The organism is Brevundimonas sp. M20 (assembly GCF_006547065.1).
Lineage (GTDB): Bacteria > Pseudomonadota > Alphaproteobacteria > Caulobacterales > Caulobacteraceae > Brevundimonas.
In genome coordinates this window covers 2,521,584-2,538,656 of the sequence record NZ_CP041243.1, presented here as the reverse complement: position 1 = coordinate 2,538,656, position 17,073 = coordinate 2,521,584, and the positions used below count along the sequence as shown (strand labels likewise).

Below are 17,073 nucleotides of genomic sequence, written 5' to 3'. Positions count from 1 at the left end.
CTGTCCCGGTTGTGTCCGGCTTCGAACACATGACCTCCGGTATCTGAACTCACTATGAACGGTGACGCTTGATAAGTCAGGCCGCTTCGTAAGCCTTCACCTCGGCGATCCGCGCTGCCTTGTCCGCGTCCGGCAGGAAGCTCCCCTCGAAGCTGTTGATCGCCATTTGCGTCACCTGCTCGCGGGTCAGGCCCACGGCCTCGGCCAGCCGGGCGTAGTTGGCGTTCACATAGCCGCCGAAATAGGCCGGGTCGTCCGAGTTGAGGGTGACGTGCAGGCCGCGACGCAGCATCTCGGGGACCGGATGGTCCTTCAGGTCGTTGACGACGCAGAGCTTGAGGTTCGACAGCGGGCAGACGGTCAGGGTCATCTGCTCCTTCGCCAGCCGCTGGATCAGGCTCTCGTCCTCCATCGAGCGGTTGCCGTGGTCCATGCGGTCGATGTGCAGCAGGTCCAGCGCCTCATGCACATAGGCGGGCGGGCCTTCCTCACCGGCGTGGGCGCAGAGCTTCAGGCCCAGATCGCGGGCGGCGGCGAAGACGCGCTGGAATTTGGACGGCGGATGCCCGACCTCGGACGAATCCAGTCCGACCCCGATGAAGTGGTGCAGATACGGTCTGGCCATCTCCAGCGTGGCGAAAGCCTCTTCCTCGGTCAGGTGGCGCAGGAACGACAGGATCAGGCCGGACGTGACGCCCAACTCTGTCTTCGCCCGGTCCATGCCTGCGATCAGGCCCTCGACCACCACGCCGAACGCGACCCCGCGGTCCGTGTGGGTCTGGGGATCGAAGAAGATCTCGGCGTGGCGCACATTGTCCGCCGCCGCGCGCTGGAAATAGGCGAAGGCCAGATCCTCGAAATCCTTGCGCGTCAGCAGGACGTTGGCCCCGGCGTAATAGATGTCGAGGAAGTCCTGCAGGTTCGAAAAGTCATAGGCCGCGCGCACGGCCTCGACGCTGTCGAACGGGATCGAGACGCCGTTTCGCTGCGCCAGCTCGAACATCAGCTCGGGCTCCAGCGAGCCCTCGATGTGAAGGTGCAGTTCGGCCTTGGGCAGACCGGCGATGTAGGCGTCGAGCGACATGAGACTTCTCCTTGCGGGAGAAACTTAGCCTACATCCGCTCCGGCGTGTCGATTCCCAGAAGACGCAGGGCGATCACCAGCTGGTCCAGCGCCGCTTTCGACAGCGCCAGACGCGAGGCCTTGGTCGCCTCGTCCGGCGCGATCAGCACCGGGCAGGCCGCGTAGAATTTCGAGAACGACTGGGCCAGCCGATAGGCGTGCTCGGCCACGACGTGTGGCATGCGCTTCTCGTAGGCTTCGACCGTCGCCTGCGAGAAGGCGTCCAGTGTCAGGGCCAGATCATGCTCGGCCGGTTCGCCGATGACGATGGCGCCGGGCGCCAGACCCTGATCGGTCGCCTTGCGCAGCAGTGAACGGATGCGGACCGCCTGATACAGCAGATAGGGGCCGGTCTTGCCTTCGAAGCTCATGAAGCGGTCGAGGTCGAAGACGTAGCTGGTGGTCCGGGCGTTCGACAGGTCGGCGAACTTCAGGGCCGCGATGGCGACCTTGTGGGCGATGGCCTCGAACTCGTCGGGTGACAGGTCGTCGCCCAGTTTCGCTTCCTTCAGCCGCTCGCGGGCCTTGTCGGTCGCCTGATCGATCAGGTCGCGCAGCTTCAGGACGCCGCCGGCGCGGGTTTTGAAGGGCTTGCCGTCCTGACCATTCATTGTGCCGAAGCCGAGATGCTCCAGCGACTTGTCGGCGGCGTAGCCGGCCAGATAGGCGGCGCGGAACACCTGTTCGAAATGCTCGGCCTGACGTTCATCGACGACGTACAGCGCCAGGTCCGGGCCGATGGCCTTCTTGCGGTCCAGGATCGTCGCCAGATCGGTCGTGCCGTACATGGCCGAGCCTTCCGAGCTGATGACCAGCAGGGGCGGGGGCGACGGGGCCTCGATGACCGAGCCGTCGGGCAACTTTTTCTTGCGGGTCTCGCCGGGGCGGGCGACGTGCACGACCTGCGCGCCGTCATCCTCGACCAGCAGGCCGGTGGCCTTCAGATGCTCCAGCATCTCGGGCATCAGCGGATCGGCGTCACTCTCGCCGTTCCACAGGTCGAAATCGACCGACAGATCGCCGTACTCGCGCTTCAGGGCCTCGCGGCTGACCGCCACGAAATGTTGCCAAAGGGCGCGATAGCCGGGACGGCCGCCTTGCAGTTCCGCCGTCGCCTTGCGGGCCCGGTCTCGGAAGGCGGGGTCTTCCTTGGCCTTGCCGGCGGCCAGTGGATACAGCCGGTCCAGATCGGCCAACGTGACGGGGCTTTCCGCCGGGAAGGGACCATCACCCTCGACCATGAAGGCGTCCGCCAGACCCTCATCGCCGCAGGCGACGATCAGCAGGCCCATCTGGAAGCCCCAGTCGCCGAAGTGGGCGTCGCCGGTGACTTCATCGCCGCGGAAGCGGAACAGTCGCTTCAGGCTTTCACCGATGATGGCGCTGCGCAGGTGGCCGACGTGCATCGGCTTGGCGACATTCGGCCCGCCGTAGTCGATCACGACCTTGCGCGCCTCATCCACGACGGCGGCGCCCGCACGCTCGGCGTCGGCGGCGACGTTCTCGGCGCGCTTCGCAAGCGCGGCGTCCGCGACCTTCAGATTGATGAAGCCCGGTCCGGCGATCTCGATCGAGGCCAGACGCGGATCGCCTTCCAGTCGCGCGGCGACCCTGGCCGCCAGTTCGCGCGGATTGGCCTTCAGCGCCTTGGCGGCGGCCAGCGCCCCGTTGGACTGGAAGTCGGCCAGATCGGGCCGGTCAGAGGGGGTGACCCGCGCAAGCGCCGCGTCCACGCCTTCGGCGGCGAAGGCGGCTACGACCGCTTCGCCCAGTTCCGTCTTGAGATCGGTCATTCTACTGGGCCGGAGCTGCGGTCGGTTCAGGGGTGCCTGCCGTGATGCGGAAGCGGCTGCCCGAGCGGTTGAACTCGGCCATCTCCGGCGTCACGTCGAAGCCGACCAGAATCTCGAAGTGATCGCCGCTGGTGCTCGCCGAGGCGCGCGGGATCACGATGGTGTTGTCCTGGCTGACGCTGGTGACGTTCTGGCCGTTCTCGAAGTTCGCCGGCAGGTCGAAATAGACCTTGTCCAGCACGGCGGTGTTCCGCTCGGTCACGGCGATCCAGTAACGATAGGTGCGACCGGCGCCCTGCGCCTGCGGCCCCCGACCCAGGTTGAACAGCACGCGGGTCTGAACCGTGATGGGCGAGTCGCTGTCATAGGTGCAGTCGGCGACCAGACCCTCGATTTCACCGGTGTAGGCGACATTGGCGGCGGAGACGCGGTCCCCTGTCATCTCGACATAGCGGGCGGCGTCGTAAAGCACCTTCACATAGGGGCAAGGGCCCGCGGCCGAACGACGGCGCAGCGGGGCGATGCGGGCGCGGCGGGCGCCGGTCTGTTGCTCGCCGGCTTCCGGGCGTTGCTGTTGCTGCGGACCGCCGGGTCGCGACGACGTCTGCGCGACGGCGGCGGGAGCAATGCTCGACACGGTGGCGGCGACAAGAGCCGAGGCCAGGGAAACCTTCAGGACGCGACGCATCAAATGCTCTTCCAGATCACGAGGAGGCGGCGACAGCCCGACGCCGTCCGCACGCTTGCCGCTGATAGCGGCTAAACAGAGGCGCGGCAAACCCGCCGCGCACGGAAACGACGGTGGCGGCGAGCGGTCCGAGCGACTAGGTTCCCGCCCATGACCGTGCACCAGCCGATCCGACCGGCCGAAAAGCGTCCGCTGACCGTCCGTCTGGCCACCCCGCGTGGCTTCTGCGCGGGGGTGGATCGCGCCATCCAGATCGTCGAACGCGCCATCGAGAAGTACGGCGCGCCGGTCTATGTCCGCCACGAGATCGTGCACAACCGGCATGTGGTCGAGCGGCTGCGCGAGATGGGCGCGGTCTTCGTCAAGGAACTGGACGCCTGCCCGGATGACCGGCCGGTGGTCTTTTCCGCCCACGGCGTGCCCAAGTCCGTGCCGGAAACCGCGCGGTCGCGGGAGATGCTGTATCTCGACGCCACCTGCCCGCTGGTGTCGAAGGTCCACGTCGAGGCCGAGCGCCATCACGCCGCCGGTCGCCACATCATTCTGATCGGCCATGCGGGCCACCCGGAGGTGGTCGGCACCATGGGCCAGCTTCCGGCCGGAGCCATCAGCCTGATCGAGACGGTTGAGGACGCCGAGGCGTTCCAGCGTCCCGGCGACGCCCCCTTGGCCTACGCCACCCAGACGACCCTGTCCGTGGATGACACCGCCGAAATCCTCGGCGCGCTCAAGCGCCGGTTCCCCGAACTGCCCGATCCTCACAAGGAAGACATCTGCTACGCCACCACCAACCGTCAGGAGGCCGTCAAACGCCTCGGCGAGGGGTGCGATCTGGTTCTGGTGGTGGGGTCCAGGAACTCATCCAACTCGGTCCGGCTGGTTGAGGTGGCGATCAAGGCGGGGGCGAAGGACGCCCGCCTGGTGGATGACGCGGGCCATGTCGACTGGAGCTGGCTGGACGGCGTGTCGACGCTGGGCATCACCGCCGGAGCCTCGGCGCCCGAGCGCCTGATCGAGGATCTGGTTCAGGCCGTCCGCGACCGCTTCGACGCCGATGTGGTTGAGGATGACGGCGCCCGCGAGACCGTGACCTTCAAGCTGCCGCGTGTTCTGACGACCTGACCCCTCCGTCTCTCCGGCTTCGCCGTCGAGCCACCTCCCCACTCCGTGGAGAGGTGAACGCGAACACTCACCTCTCCAGCGAAGCTGGGGAGGGGGACCGTGCGAGCCGGAGGCGAAGCATGGTGGAGGGGTCGGTCGAGCTTAGACCGGTTTGCACAAGCGGAGCCTTTGCCGTTCGTTGGCGTTAACCCTCCGATCGGGAAAGGGAACCTCATGCGTCTGACCGCCGCCGTCTCCGTCGTCTCCGTTCTGTCCCTGACCGTCTCGGCCTGTACGCAGGAAGCCGAATCGCCGCCCGCGCCGGTGACCGGCGCGCCCGCCGCGACCGCGCAGACCACACCCCCGGTCAGCTACGCCTGCGAAAGCGGCCAGCCGGTCAACGTCATCTATCCCGACGCCGCCTCCGCCCAGCTCGCTTACAAGGGCCAGACCTATGTGCTGCGTTCCGTGCAGGCGGCGTCCGGCGCCCGCTATGTCGGCGCGGGTGTCGAATGGTGGACCGCAAACCGCGACGGGACGGAGAGCGCGACCCTCAGCCGTCTGGGACCGAACGAGGAAGTCGGCGCCGCGGTGCTGGAGCGGTGCAGCCGTCCGTCTCCCGGTCCGATGGTGACCGGGCCCGTGCCGACGCCGGAGCCCGCGCCGGGCGGCGTTCTTCCCGCCGCCGCGCCCTGCCGGGGGCCCCAGTTGAAGCTGTCCAACGAGGGCGGCGACGCCGGGGCGGGCAATCGCGTCACCAATATCGGCGTCCAGAACATCGGCGGCACGGCCTGCAGCCTGACCGGCTATCCGGGCGTGGTCCTGCAGGATCGTCAGGGCCGCAACCTGACCGCCATTCGCAGCGAGCAGAGCCCCGGCAGCTACTTCAGCGCCGGTCAGGCGCCCGCGCCCGTCGTGCTGGCTCCGCAGGCCAGGGCGGCCTTTGAACTGGCGTGGAACGTCGTGCCGAACGAGGCGCAGGGCCAGACCAGCTGTCCGAACGTGGCCCGAATCCGGGTCACCGCGCCGGGCGACACCTCGGCGGCCTCGCTGGACCTCGCCTTCGCTCCCTGCGGCGGTCGCGTGCGGGTCAGCCCGATCCGTCCTCTGGTCCCCGAGGGCACGCCCGCGCCGGAGCCCACCGTTTAGGGGGTTCAATAGTGCGCGGATTCGGCGTAGCGGAGCGCGCATGACAGCGACCTTCTATGACCGCGTCTCCGCGGAACTCGCCGACATCGACGCCCAGGGGCTGACCAAGCCCGAGCGCGTGATCGCCTCCCGACAGGGGCCGGTCATCAAGGTCGCCGGGCGCGATGTCCTGAACTTCTGCGCCAACAACTACCTCGGCCTGGCCGGGGATGAGCGGGTGACGCAGGCGGGCATCCGCGCGCAGGAGAAGTGGGGCGCCGGCACCGCCTCGGTCCGCTTCATCTGCGGCACGCTGGAAATCCACAAGGAGCTGGAGCGGGCCATCGCCGACTACCTCGGCTTTGAGGACACCATCCTGTTCGCCGCCGCCTTCGACGCCAACGGCGGCATCTTCGAGCCCCTGTTCGGCGCCGACGACGCGATCATCTCCGACAGCCTGAACCACGCCTCGATTATCGACGGCGTGCGCCTGTGCAAGGCCAGGCGCTACCGCTTCGCAACCTCGGACATGGCCGATCTGGAGGCCCAGCTGAAGCAGGCGCGCGCCGACGGCGCGAAAGAGATCATCATCGCCACCGACGGCGCCTTCTCCATGGACGGCTATATCGCGAAGCTGAAGGACATCCGGGCGCTGGCCGACCAGTACAACGCCCTGATCATGGTCGATGACTGCCACGCCACCGGCTTCCTCGGCCCGCAGGGACGCGGCTCCTTCGCCTGGAACGATGTCGAGGTCGACTTCGTCACCGGCACCTTCGGCAAGGCGCTGGGCGGCGCCATGGGCGGCTTCATCTGCGCGAAGTCGAATGTCGTGGCCCTGCTCAAGCAGCGCGCCCGGCCCTACCTGTTTTCCAACGCCCTCAGCCCCGCCGTCTGCGGCTCTTCGCTGGAGGCCATCCGCATCGCCGCCGGCGAGGAGGGCGACAAGCTACGCGAACAGCTGTTCGCCAACGCCGCGCGCTATCGCAAGGCGATGACCGAGGCGGGCTTCACCCTGCAGCCGGGCGAACACCCGATCATCCCTGTGATGCTGGGCGACGCCAAGCTGGCCCAGGACATGGCCGCCCGCCTGCTGGAGCTGGGCGTCTACGTCATCGGCTTTTCGTTCCCGGTGGTTCCGCGCGGCCAGGCCCGCATCCGCACCCAGATGTCGGCGGCGCACACCTTCGAACAGATTGATCAAGTGGTCGCGGCGTTCACGACGGCCGGCAAGGAATTGGGAGTGATCTGATGACCGACACCATGAAGGCCCTGGCCAAGACGAAACCCGAGATCGGCCTTGAGCTGATCGACGCGCCGATCCCGACGCCGGGCGACGAGGACGTGCTGATCAAGGTCAAGCGCACCGCCGTTTGCGGCACCGACATCCACATCTGGAACTGGGATGAGTGGTCGCAGAAGAACGTCCCCGTTCCGATGATCACCGGCCACGAGTTCGCCGGCGAGATTGTCGCCATCGGCAAGGACGTGGATCGCCGCCTGAAGGTCGGCCAGCGCGTCTCGGCTGAAGGCCACGTCATCGACCTGAACTCCGAAGCGGCCCGCGCCGGCCACTTCCATCTCGACCCGGACACCCGCGGCATCGGCGTGAACCGTCAGGGCGCCTTCGCCGAGTTCGTCGTGGCCCCGGCCTTCAACGTGATCGAGCTGCCGGACGACGTGCCCTATGAGATCGGCTCGATCCTCGATCCGTTCGGCAACGCCGTGCACACGGCGCAGCAGTTCGATCTGCTGGGCGAGGACGTTCTGGTCACCGGCGCAGGCCCCATCGGCATGATGGCCGCCGCCGTCGCCCGCCACGCCGGCGCGCGCACCGTCGTGCTGACCGACATCAACGACTTCCGTCTGGACCTGGCCCAGAAGGTCGCCCCCGGTGTCCGCACGGTGAACACCACCAAGGAAGACCTGAAGGACGTCATGCACGAGCTGGGCCTGAAGGTCGGCTTCGACGTGGCGCTGGAAATGTCCGGCTCCCCCATCGCCTTCAAGCAGTGCGTCGACACCCTCATCATGGGCGGCGGCATGGCTCTGCTGGGCATTCCGTCGAAGCCGATGGAGACCGACTGGGGCCAGATCATCCTCAAGGCTCTGACCATCAAGGGCGTCTATGGCCGCGAGATGTTTACGACCTGGCGCAAGATGCTGGGCCTGCTGAAGGCGGGTCTGGACCTCCAGCCCCTGATCACGCACCAGATGTCGTTCGAGAACTACCGTGAGGGATTCGAGGCCATGCGCTCGGGTCAGTCCGGCAAGGTCGTTCTCAACTGGGACAAGAGCGCCTGAGGGCGTGAACTGAGGGGGCGGTCCTGACCGAGGCGTCTTTTCCCGTCCTCGCCTTCCTTGAGGGGGCGGGGACCGATGCGCACGGGCGCACCATCTTCGAGATACTCGGGCTCGACGACGCGGGCATTGAGCAAAGCCACGACTTCATCCAGTGGGTCTTCCCGCTGACCGAGCCGTCGTCGGCCGTGCCGGGCTCTCCGGTGCTTTCGGAAGACGAGGTCGCGGCCATCGCCCGGTCGGGCATGGCCCAGATCACCCTCGCGGCGGCGACGGACCGGCTTCGCCTCTTCTACATGCGCCACGATCACTGGCTCAAAGCCGAGGATCATAACCATCTGCGCATCACCCGGATTATTCGCTCCCTGCGGCGGCTGCGCAGTGATCAGGCCGCCGACGGCTTCCGCGCCACCATCTTCGCCAAGGTGGAGGCCAAGGGCGCGCCGATAAGCGCCCGCAGCCGCGGTTACTGGGAAACCGCCTGACTGTCAGCGCAGGAACCGGATGAGGGCTGTCTCGAACCCCTTGGCCTCGGGGCCGGGCAGGGCGTTCAGTTCGCCGGCTTCGAACATCTCGAAGACGCGGGGGTGGACATAGGACGACCGGCAGACGGTGGGCGTATTGCCCAGCAGACCGGCCACCGCCTTCACGCAGACGGTGACCTTGCGCCTGGCATCCGTCGGCGAGGTCGGCGGCTCGGTGTCCCGCAGCGCCCTTGCCGCCGAAACCGTCCCGGCCCAGGTTCGGAAGTCCTTGGCCGAGAACTGTTCGCCCACGGCCTCGCGGATATAGGCGTTCACATCGTCCGAAGTGATCGCGCACAGATGGCCCTCCGCATCCCGGTATTTGAACAACTGTTGGCCGGGCAGGTCGCGGATTGACCGCACCACAGCCGCCAGCCGCCGGTCTCGAACCCTGACCTCATGCTCCACCCCGCTCTTGCCCTTGAACGCGAAGGTCAGGGCCGCTCCATCCATCTCCAGATGACGTTTGTTCAGGGTGGTCAGACCATATGAGCGGTTCTGACGGGCGTACTGGGCATTGCCGACCCGGATCAGGGTGAGCTCCAGCAGGCGCACAGCCGTTGCCAGCACCTTGTCCCGGGTCACGCCCCGTTTCGCCAGATCGGCCTCAACCCGCGCCCTCAACTTCGGCAGCTTTCGCGCGAAGGCGGGCAGGCGATCAAACTTGCTCTCCGCTGCGTGACGGCTCCAGTCGGAGTGGTAGCGGTACTGCTTGCGACCTCGGGCATCCCGCCCTGTCGCCTGAATGTGGCCATTGGCGCGGGGGCAGATCCACACGTCGGTCCAGGCCGGGGGGATCGCGAGCGCCCGAATGCGGGCTAACATCTTCGGGTCGCGGATCGTCTTTCCGCTCTGGTCCAGATAGCGAAAGCCGAGCCCCGACTTTCTGCGGGACAGGCCGGTGTTCTCGTCGGAACACCATGTCAGACCCTCTGGAACCGCGATGTCCGTCACGCCGGGGCCTCCGCGTCGTCGCGTATCAACGCCGGGCGCTGTGGGTCTGAAAGGACGGGGCGGCGGATCATGGCGTATCCCAACGGGGCCACGAACGGCGGGTTCCTCTTGACCCGAAGCGCAGGGAAGCGGAGGGCAGGCGTATGAACTATCGTCATAGCTTCCACGCCGGAAATTTCGCTGATCTGGTCAAGCACGCCCTGGTGCTCTGGCTTCTGGAACGCCGTCGCGCCACAGGGGCTGTGACGGTGCTCGACACCCATGCGGGCGCCGGCGTCTATGACCTCGCCGGCGATGCTGTGCGGTCGAAGGAGGCCGAAGCCGGGATCGTTCGTCTGATGGCCGCCGACAAGCGCCCACCGCTTATCGAAGCGCTGGCCCGGGCGGTGAAGGAGTTGAACCCGCATGGCGGGGCAAATCTTTACCCGGGCTCGCCCCTGCTGGTCGCGCGGCGTCTGGACCGCGATGACCGCTATGTCGGGTTCGAGCTGAACCCGCCGGTGCTCGAGTTGCTGACCGAGGCGCTCACCCCCTTCCCGCAGGCGTCGGCGCGGGGCGGCGACGGCTATGATCAGGCGCGCGCCGAGGCGGCGCGGTCGCCGGGCGCTTTCGTTCTGATCGATCCGCCCTTTGAACGGCCGGACGACTACATCCGCGCCGCCGATACCGCCGCCGCGATCGTCCGCGCCGATCCCCGCTCCATGGTCGCGGTCTGGACCCCGCTGAAGGACATGGAGACCTTCGACGGCTTCCTGCGCCGGCTGGATGAGGCCGGGGCCAAGCGGGTCTTGGTGGCCGAGGCCCGTCTGCGTCCCCTGACCAATCCGATGAAGATGAACGGCTGCGCCATGGTCATCCTGAACCCGCCCGCGGGCGCGGAGGAGGCGGCGCGTCAGGTCTGCGACTGGGTCGCCGCGACGCTGGGTGACGCCGGGGCCAAGGCCGAGGTCTGGATGGCCTGACCGCCTATTCTATGACTTCGCCGGGCTCATAGAGGTGTGGCTCGAAGGTGGCGATGGCCATGATCGGCTCCATCGCCGCGACCACTTCGGGTGATCGCGCCATGGCTTTCCAGTCCTCGCGGGAGCGCCAGACGGCGTGAACGGCGGCAACCTTGCCGTTCAGCCCCCTGTGCAGGGTGGCGGAGACAAACCCCTCCGCGCCGCGCTGGGCGGCGACCATGACCGCCAGATGCTCCATCAGCAGAGCCTGCTTTTCGGGCGCGCAGCGATAGACGTTGATCAGGACGACGGGATCGGCATCAGACATGGGCGCCCTCTAACCCGGATTTGCTTCAGCTTTGTACGCCTGACATCAAAAAGGGGTGCGCTTTCCGGTCGCGCGGCGATCTTGCCCGGCAGGCCCGACGCGCCATATCGCTGGGCCAATGGAGAGCCGCATGACCCGTATCGCCATCCTGAAGACCGGCGCGCCGCCGCCCGAACTGGCTCCGGCCCACGGCGATTATCCGACCATGTTCGGGACACTGCTGGGCGAAGCGTTCGAGACCACGGTGTTCGACGTGCAGCGCGGGGAATGGCCTGACGCGTATGGCTTCGACGGGGTGATCATCACCGGCTCGGCGGCGGGCGTGTACGAAGACGATCCCTGGATCGGCGATTTGCTCGAATGGATCCGGGCTGCCCACGGGCGGACCCGGCTGGTCGGCGTCTGCTTCGGACATCAGGCCATGGCGAAGGCGCTCGGCGGACGTGTCGAGAAGTCGGAGCGCGGCTGGGGCGTCGGTCTGCACCGCTATCAGGTGACCGATGGGGCGGAGTGGATGCAGCCCGCCGCTGCCACGGTGGCCATTCCGGTCTCGCATCAGGATCAGGTCGTGGCGGTTCCCAACCACGCGCGCGTCACGCTGCGTAGTGACTTCACGCCCTATGCAGGTCTGGCGTGGGGCGATGCGGCCATCAGTTTCCAGGGGCACCCGGAGTTCACCCCGGGCTTCGCTTCGGACCTGACCGCCGGGCGGCGGGGACGGATCGACGGCGCGCTGGTTGATCGGGCTCTGGAAAGTCTGAGGGAGCCCGACGACCGGGCGCTGGTCAGCGATTGGATACGGGCGTTCTTCCAGCCGTAAACCTTACTCAAGAAATGTGTGCGAAGACGGAGCAGCATGTCGTTGTCCCGGTTCGCGTTCGTTGTCGCTGTTCTGATCGCCCTGATCGGCGTGCCGGCGCCCGCGCGCGCGCATGACGCCCCCGCATCCCATGGGGTCGAGGATGCGCTGCGGCTGGCCGACTTCGTGGAGCGCCGGGCGGCCTCCAGCAGCTTCGCCGCGCTGGAGGATTTCGGTCGCGAGGCCATGCGGCGCAATGACCGCGAAGGTCTCAACCGGCTTTACCACGTCACCTGGACGATCCTGAATCAGGGCGAGTTCGACCGCGCGCTGGTCTGGAACCGGCGTTTGGCCGAGGCGGCCCGTCGGCAGAATGACCTGCGGTACATCGACATAGCACACCTGAACGCCCTGACGGTCCGCTATGACCAGGGCGACGGCGCCGTCGCCGCCGAGATGCGTCGGATGTCGACCGCGGGCCGGGACTGGTTCGTGCGCGCCCACGCCACCCGACTGACCGCGCTGTGGCTCATCGACCATGCCCGGATCGGCGAGGGGCTTCAGATCCTGACCCGCGCCGAGGCGGATATTCCTGACGCCGATCCCTTCGCCGACACGGCCCGGGCGGGCATCTGGGAAGTGGCGGGCATGGGTTTGAAGGACCTCAACGATGTCGAGGGCGCCGCCGACGCCTTCCGCAAGTTCGAGATCGATTACTCTGATCCCGCCTATCCCCGCCCGGATTTCGACAGCCTCTACAACCTGACCATGATGGCGGTTTCGGTCGGTGCGACGGACCGGGCCCAACGCTACTTCGCCGCCCATACCCGTCTGGCCCAGCGCTCCGACCTGCAGACGCTGAAGGTCTACGACGCCAGCCTGTGCGCCACCGTGGCGAATGCCCTGCAGTCGCCTGGGGACGTGCTGGCCTGCCTGGCGCCCTATGGCGAAGATCTGGGCGATGCGGCCTTCCTCGCTCGCGACGCCCTGCCGTTGAGAGCCATCGCCCGGGCGCGTCTGGGCCAGACCGCCGCAGCTCGTCGGGACTTGCAGAAGCTGCGCCAGATCGAGGTCGGCGCGGGCGAGCAGTCCGAGGTGGACCACGTCGAGGCCGAGGTGCTGTTCGCCGAAGGACGTGCCGAGGAAGCCTTCGGCATCCTGCGCGCCCACATGCTGACTGGCGAAACCGACGCCGCCCGCAGCTTCAGCGCCGGGGTCCATCAGGTCACCGGAAACATGCAGCAGCAGCTGGTCGAACGCCGTCGTCAGCTGGAAACCGCCGGGGCCAACACCCGGCTGCAACTGGCGATCACCATCATCGCCGTGCTGTTCATGCTGTGCGCCGTCGGCGCTGTCGCCTGGCTGTGGCGGCAGGCCGGTCACCTGCGTCAGGCGCGGGGCAGGGCCGAGGACGCCAACCGGGCCAAGTCGGAGTTTCTGGCGAACATGAGCCATGAAATCCGCACCCCGCTGAACGGCGTGGTGTCCATGGCCGACTCCCTCGCGCGTCGTGATCTGCAGCCGCAGGAACACGAGATGGTCGAACTCATCCGCTCGTCCGGCGCGACCCTCGAACGCCTGCTGTCCGACATTCTGGACACCGCCAAGATCGAGTCCGGTCAGGTGACGCTGGAGCCCGTCGCCTTTGATCTCGAGCAGACCGTCGGCGATGTCGCCGCCCTGTGGCGGGTCAAGGCCGAGGACAAGGGCGTGGCCCTGCATGTCGATTTCGATCCGGCCCTGTCCGGTTTCGTCGAGGGCGATGCGGTCCGTTTGCGTCAGGTGCTGAACAACCTCGTCTCCAACGCCCTGAAGTTCACCGCCGAGGGCGCCGTCTCCATCGCGGTTCAGGCGACCGGCGACGGGCGCGCCCTGTTCCGGGTCAGTGACACCGGCGTGGGCTTCGATGCCGAGCAGAAGAGCCGCATCTTCGTGCGCTTCCAGCAGGCCGACGGGTCGATCACCCGCCGCTTCGGCGGCACCGGACTGGGCCTCGCCATCTCTACCGCGCTTGTCGATCTGATGGGCGGATCGCTGGATTGCGAAAGCGCACCGGGCGAAGGCGCGGCCTTCTGGTTCGACATTCCACTGCCCGCCGCCGAGGCGGTGGCGGTCGAACCCGCCGCGAACAGTGACACGCTCGACGTCTCGGCCGCCCCGCTGCGCATCCTGCTGGCCGACGATCACCCCGCCAACCGCAAGGTGATCGAGATCATGCTGGCCGCGACGGCGATAGAGATGGTCGCGGTCGAGGATGGTCAGCAGGCGCTGGACGCCTTCCGCGAGGGCGGCTTCGATCTGGTGCTGATGGATATGCAGATGCCGGTCATGGACGGCCTGACCGCCACACGCGCTATCCGCGCAGTCGAGATAGAGCAGGGGCTGACGCGCACGCCGCTGATCATGCTGACCGCCAACGCCATGGCCGAACACGTCGAGGCGGGCCGTCAGGCGGGCGCCGACGGCCACCTGACCAAGCCGGTCACACTCGCCAGCCTGTTCGACGCCATCGGCGCCGCCCTGCAAGGCGAGGAACAGGCCGAGGCGGCTTGAGGCGCGGTATGTTGCGGCGGCTTTGGCGCGCGCTGTCGGCCGTGGCGTTCCTGATCGTGGTCGTGGCGGGCGCCGGACTGGCGCTTTCGATCACCCGGTATGCAGACCAGACCTCAAGTGCGTCTGCGGATGCGGCTATGGTGCTGGGCGCCGCGGTTGCGAACAGAACCCCGACGCCCGTGTTCGAAGAACGGCTCCGTCATGCCGCCGGGCTCTATCATGCCGGGCGGGTGCGTCTTGTCGTGGTCACCGGCGGGCGTGGCCCCGGAGACGCGCTCAGTGAAGGCGAAGCCGGTCGCGACTGGTTGATCGCACACGGTGTTACGGCGGCGGACATCGCGGTCGAGACACGATCACGCACCACCATCCAGAACCTGCGTTTCTCCCTGCCTATACTGGAGGCGCGGGGCGTGCGGACGGTCCTGCTGGTCTCCGATCCCCTGCATATGCGCCGGTCCACGATCATTGCGCGGCGGCTGGGACTGACGGTCGAGCCGTCGCCGACGCGGACCAGCCGGTATCGCACCTGGCGGACCCAGGCGCCGTTCGTGGCCCGGGAGACCTGGTTCCTCGCGCAATATCTTTCGACGGGGCTTTAGCCGCTCACGGCCACTTCACCACGGGCGGCATGGAACTGAGGATCGAGTCGACGTTGCCGCCTGTCTTCAGGCCGAACATGGTCCCGCGGTCGTACAGCAGGTTGAACTCGACGTAGCGGCCCCGCCGGACCAGCTGTTCCTCACGTTCATCCGCTGTCCAGGCCTCGGTCATCCGGCCCGAGACGATCCGCGAATAGACGTCCAGGAAGGCCTCGCCGACATCGCGGGTGAAGGCGAAGTCGCGGTCCCAGTCGCCGCTGTCGTGGTGGTCATAGAAGATGCCGCCGGTGCCGCGCGGTTCGTTCCGGTGGGGCAGGAAGAAATACTCGTCGCACCAGGCCTTGAACTTCGGATGCCAGCTCGGGTCGTGGGCGTCGCAGGCGGCCTTCATCGCGGCGTGGAAGGCGACGGTGTCCGCCGCATCCTGATGGCGGTCCACGTCCAGCACGGGCGTCAGATCGCCGCCGCCGCCGAACCAGCTTTTCGTCGTGGCGATGAAGCGGGTGTTCATATGCACCGCCGGTACGCGCGGGCTGACCGGGTGGCAGATCAGGCTGATGCCGGTGGCGAAGAAGCGTGGGTCTTCCGCCGCGCCGGGCACCGACTTCGCATAGTCGGCGGGGAAGGTCCCGTGAACGGTAGAGACGTGGACGCCGACCTTTTCAAACAGGCGGCCGTGCATCATGCCCATGACGCCGCCACCGCCTTCCTTGCGGTCCCACGACGTGCGGACGAAGCGGCCGGGCTCGCCGGTGAAAAGATCAGCAGGCGCCGCGTCCTCCAGCGCCTCGAACCCGGCGTGGATGCGGTCGCGCAGGGTCTCGAACCACTGGCGGGCGGCGGCTTTCTTCTGCGCGAGGGGATCGGCGGCGTCGGTCATGGCGGCTTCACTAGGCCGCCCGCGCGCCGGACGAAAGTGTCGCCGTTGACCCTCGCTGTCGCTCTGCCACTGTCACGGTCCCGTTTCCGGAGAGTTCGCCGATGTTCCGCACCGTCCTTCTGGCCGCCGCCGCCCTGTCCGCCGTCGCGCTTCCCGCGATGGCCCAGACCAGTCCCGGCGAGGTCCAGGCGCGGCGCATCCTTGAACGGACGCCGTTGATCGACGGCCACAACGACCTGCCCTGGGCCCTGCGTCAGGGGCACGGCAGCGACCCCTATGCGGTTGATCTGACCCACGATCTTCACGCCTCGACGGACCTGCACACCGACATTCCGCGCCTGCGCGCCGGGGGCGTCGGCGGCCAGTTCTGGTCGGTCTATGTGCCCGCCAGCCTGACCCCGCCCGATGCGGCCGTCGCGACGTGGGAGCAGATCGATGTGGTCCGCCGCATGGTCGCGGCCCATCCCGAGGTGTTTGAGCTGGCCACGACCGCCGACGACATCGTCCGCATCCATCGGCGTGGCCGGATCGCCAGCCTGATGGGGATCGAGGGCGGGTACTCGATCGACGACTCGCTGGGCCTGCTGCGCGAGTTCCACGAGGCCGGGGTCCGCTACATGACCCTGACCCACTCGAAGACCACGACCTGGGCTGACAGCGCGACGGATGCGCCCAAGTGGGGTGGCCTGTCTCCCTTCGGCGAGCAGGTGGTCAAGGAGATGAATCGCCTCGGCATGATGGTCGATCTCAGCCACGTGTCAGAAGACACCATGCTGGACGCCATCCGCGTGTCCGAGGCCCCGGTGATCTTCTCCCACTCATCGGCGCGCGCTGTGACGGGGCATGCCCGCAACGTCCCTGACAATGTCCTGCGCCTGATGCCGCAGAACGGCGGCGTGGTGATGGTCACCTTCGTGCCGGGCTTCATCAACGAGACCGTTCGCGCCTGGAGCGCCGCCCGCGCCGCAGAGGACGCGCGACTGAAGTCGCTCAACCCGGGCAACCCGGCCGCGGTCACCGCCGGAATGGCGGCATGGACCGCCGCCAACCCGGTTCCGCGCGCGGGCGTCGCCGACGTGGTGGCCCATATCCAGCACGTGCGCGACGTCGCCGGGATCGACCATGTCGGTCTGGGCGGCGACTTCGACGGCGTCGACGCCCTGCCGGATGGAGTGGACGGCGTGGATGCCTATCCCCGCATCCTCGCCGCCCTGATGGCGAACGGCTGGACCGAGGCCGACATCCGCAAGCTGGCGGGGGAGAACGTCCTGCGTGTCATGCGCTCGGTCGAGGCGGTGGCGGCGAGCAAGCGGAGCGAGCGTCCCAGCCTCGCGGCCTTCGATGGCGGCGCGCCGGAATAG

At 67.6% G+C, this 17,073-nt stretch carries 16 protein-coding genes; 10 read left to right on the top strand and 6 right to left on the bottom strand.

All coding sequences use genetic code 11. The features are described from left to right. Positions 1-76 precede the first annotated feature (76 nt). The 3 genes from FKQ52_RS12535 to FKQ52_RS12525 are packed head-to-tail and all read right to left on the bottom strand — an operon-like array spanning position 77 to position 3,604. Positions 77-1,084 (bottom strand): adenosine deaminase, encoded by a 1,008-nt coding sequence (locus FKQ52_RS12535; RefSeq protein WP_141627490.1) that lies wholly within the window; start codon positions 1,082-1,084, stop codon positions 77-79. 29 nt (positions 1,085-1,113) lie between these two features. Beyond that, positions 1,114-2,916 (bottom strand): arginine--tRNA ligase, encoded by a 1,803-nt coding sequence (argS, locus tag FKQ52_RS12530; RefSeq protein WP_141627489.1) that lies wholly within the window; start codon positions 2,914-2,916, stop codon positions 1,114-1,116. A gap of 1 nt (position 2,917) precedes the next feature. Beyond that, positions 2,918-3,604: a Tat pathway signal sequence domain protein gene (locus FKQ52_RS12525; RefSeq protein WP_141627488.1), complete on the bottom strand. Its 687-nt coding sequence runs from the start codon at positions 3,602-3,604 to the stop codon at positions 2,918-2,920. 150 nt (positions 3,605-3,754) lie between these two features. On the opposite strand from FKQ52_RS12525, the gene ispH reads away from it, so the two are divergent. From ispH to FKQ52_RS16545, 5 genes are all read left to right on the top strand, one after another. Next, positions 3,755-4,726 carry a 4-hydroxy-3-methylbut-2-enyl diphosphate reductase gene (gene ispH / locus FKQ52_RS12520; RefSeq protein ID WP_141627487.1) on the top strand — a complete coding sequence of 324 codons (972 nt, stop codon included), beginning with the start codon at positions 3,755-3,757 and terminating at the stop codon, positions 4,724-4,726. A 213-nt stretch (positions 4,727-4,939) separates the two neighbouring features. Next, positions 4,940-5,854, top strand: coding sequence for a DUF4232 domain-containing protein (locus FKQ52_RS12515; protein ID WP_141627486.1), 915 nt, complete (start codon positions 4,940-4,942; stop codon positions 5,852-5,854). A gap of 40 nt (positions 5,855-5,894) precedes the next feature. Then, positions 5,895-7,085 (top strand): glycine C-acetyltransferase, encoded by a 1,191-nt coding sequence (locus FKQ52_RS12510; RefSeq protein WP_141627485.1) that lies wholly within the window; start codon positions 5,895-5,897, stop codon positions 7,083-7,085. A gap of 11 nt (positions 7,086-7,096) precedes the next feature. Further along, on the top strand, positions 7,097-8,137 hold the full coding sequence (gene tdh / locus FKQ52_RS12505; RefSeq protein ID WP_205750969.1) for an L-threonine 3-dehydrogenase: 1,041 nt from the start codon (positions 7,097-7,099) through the stop codon (positions 8,135-8,137). A 185-nt stretch (positions 8,138-8,322) separates the two neighbouring features. Next, positions 8,323-8,619: a hypothetical protein gene (locus FKQ52_RS16545; RefSeq protein WP_205750755.1), complete on the top strand. Its 297-nt coding sequence runs from the start codon at positions 8,323-8,325 to the stop codon at positions 8,617-8,619. 3 nt (positions 8,620-8,622) lie between these two features. On the opposite strand, the gene FKQ52_RS12495 is transcribed toward FKQ52_RS16545, so the two are convergent. Continuing rightward, positions 8,623-9,612: a DNA topoisomerase IB gene (locus FKQ52_RS12495; RefSeq protein WP_240811647.1), complete on the bottom strand. Its 990-nt coding sequence runs from the start codon at positions 9,610-9,612 to the stop codon at positions 8,623-8,625. A 143-nt stretch (positions 9,613-9,755) separates the two neighbouring features. Here FKQ52_RS12495 and rlmJ point away from each other — a divergent pair, with 143 nt between their 5' ends. Beyond that, positions 9,756-10,574: a 23S rRNA (adenine(2030)-N(6))-methyltransferase RlmJ gene (gene rlmJ, locus FKQ52_RS12490; RefSeq protein ID WP_141627482.1), complete on the top strand. Its 819-nt coding sequence runs from the start codon at positions 9,756-9,758 to the stop codon at positions 10,572-10,574. Between the two features lie 4 nt (positions 10,575-10,578). Here the strand turns inward: rlmJ and FKQ52_RS12485 are convergent, their stop codons facing one another. After that, positions 10,579-10,881 carry an antibiotic biosynthesis monooxygenase gene (locus FKQ52_RS12485; RefSeq protein WP_141627481.1) on the bottom strand — a complete coding sequence of 101 codons (303 nt, stop codon included), beginning with the start codon at positions 10,879-10,881 and terminating at the stop codon, positions 10,579-10,581. Between the two features lie 130 nt (positions 10,882-11,011). Between FKQ52_RS12485 and FKQ52_RS12480 the strand changes: the two genes are divergently transcribed. The 3 genes from FKQ52_RS12480 to FKQ52_RS12470 are packed head-to-tail and all read left to right on the top strand — an operon-like array spanning position 11,012 to position 14,832. Beyond that, positions 11,012-11,701, top strand: coding sequence for a type 1 glutamine amidotransferase (locus tag FKQ52_RS12480; RefSeq protein WP_141627480.1), 690 nt, complete (start codon positions 11,012-11,014; stop codon positions 11,699-11,701). A gap of 36 nt (positions 11,702-11,737) precedes the next feature. Continuing rightward, entirely contained in the window at positions 11,738-14,233 is a 2,496-nt protein-coding gene (locus FKQ52_RS12475) for an ATP-binding protein (RefSeq protein WP_141627479.1), read from the top strand. An 8-nt stretch (positions 14,234-14,241) separates the two neighbouring features. Continuing rightward, on the top strand, positions 14,242-14,832 hold the full coding sequence (locus FKQ52_RS12470) for a YdcF family protein (RefSeq protein ID WP_141627478.1): 591 nt from the start codon (positions 14,242-14,244) through the stop codon (positions 14,830-14,832). Positions 14,833-14,836: 4 nt separating this feature from the next. On the opposite strand, the gene hemF is transcribed toward FKQ52_RS12470, so the two are convergent. Next, the gene (gene hemF / locus FKQ52_RS12465) at positions 14,837-15,712 is read right to left on the bottom strand and encodes an oxygen-dependent coproporphyrinogen oxidase (protein WP_141627477.1); all 876 of its coding nucleotides are present in this window, start codon (positions 15,710-15,712) and stop codon (positions 14,837-14,839) included. A 101-nt stretch (positions 15,713-15,813) separates the two neighbouring features. Here hemF and FKQ52_RS12460 point away from each other — a divergent pair, with 101 nt between their 5' ends. After that, complete coding sequence (locus FKQ52_RS12460; protein WP_141627476.1) at positions 15,814-17,073, top strand: dipeptidase; 1,260 nt, start codon at positions 15,814-15,816, stop codon at positions 17,071-17,073.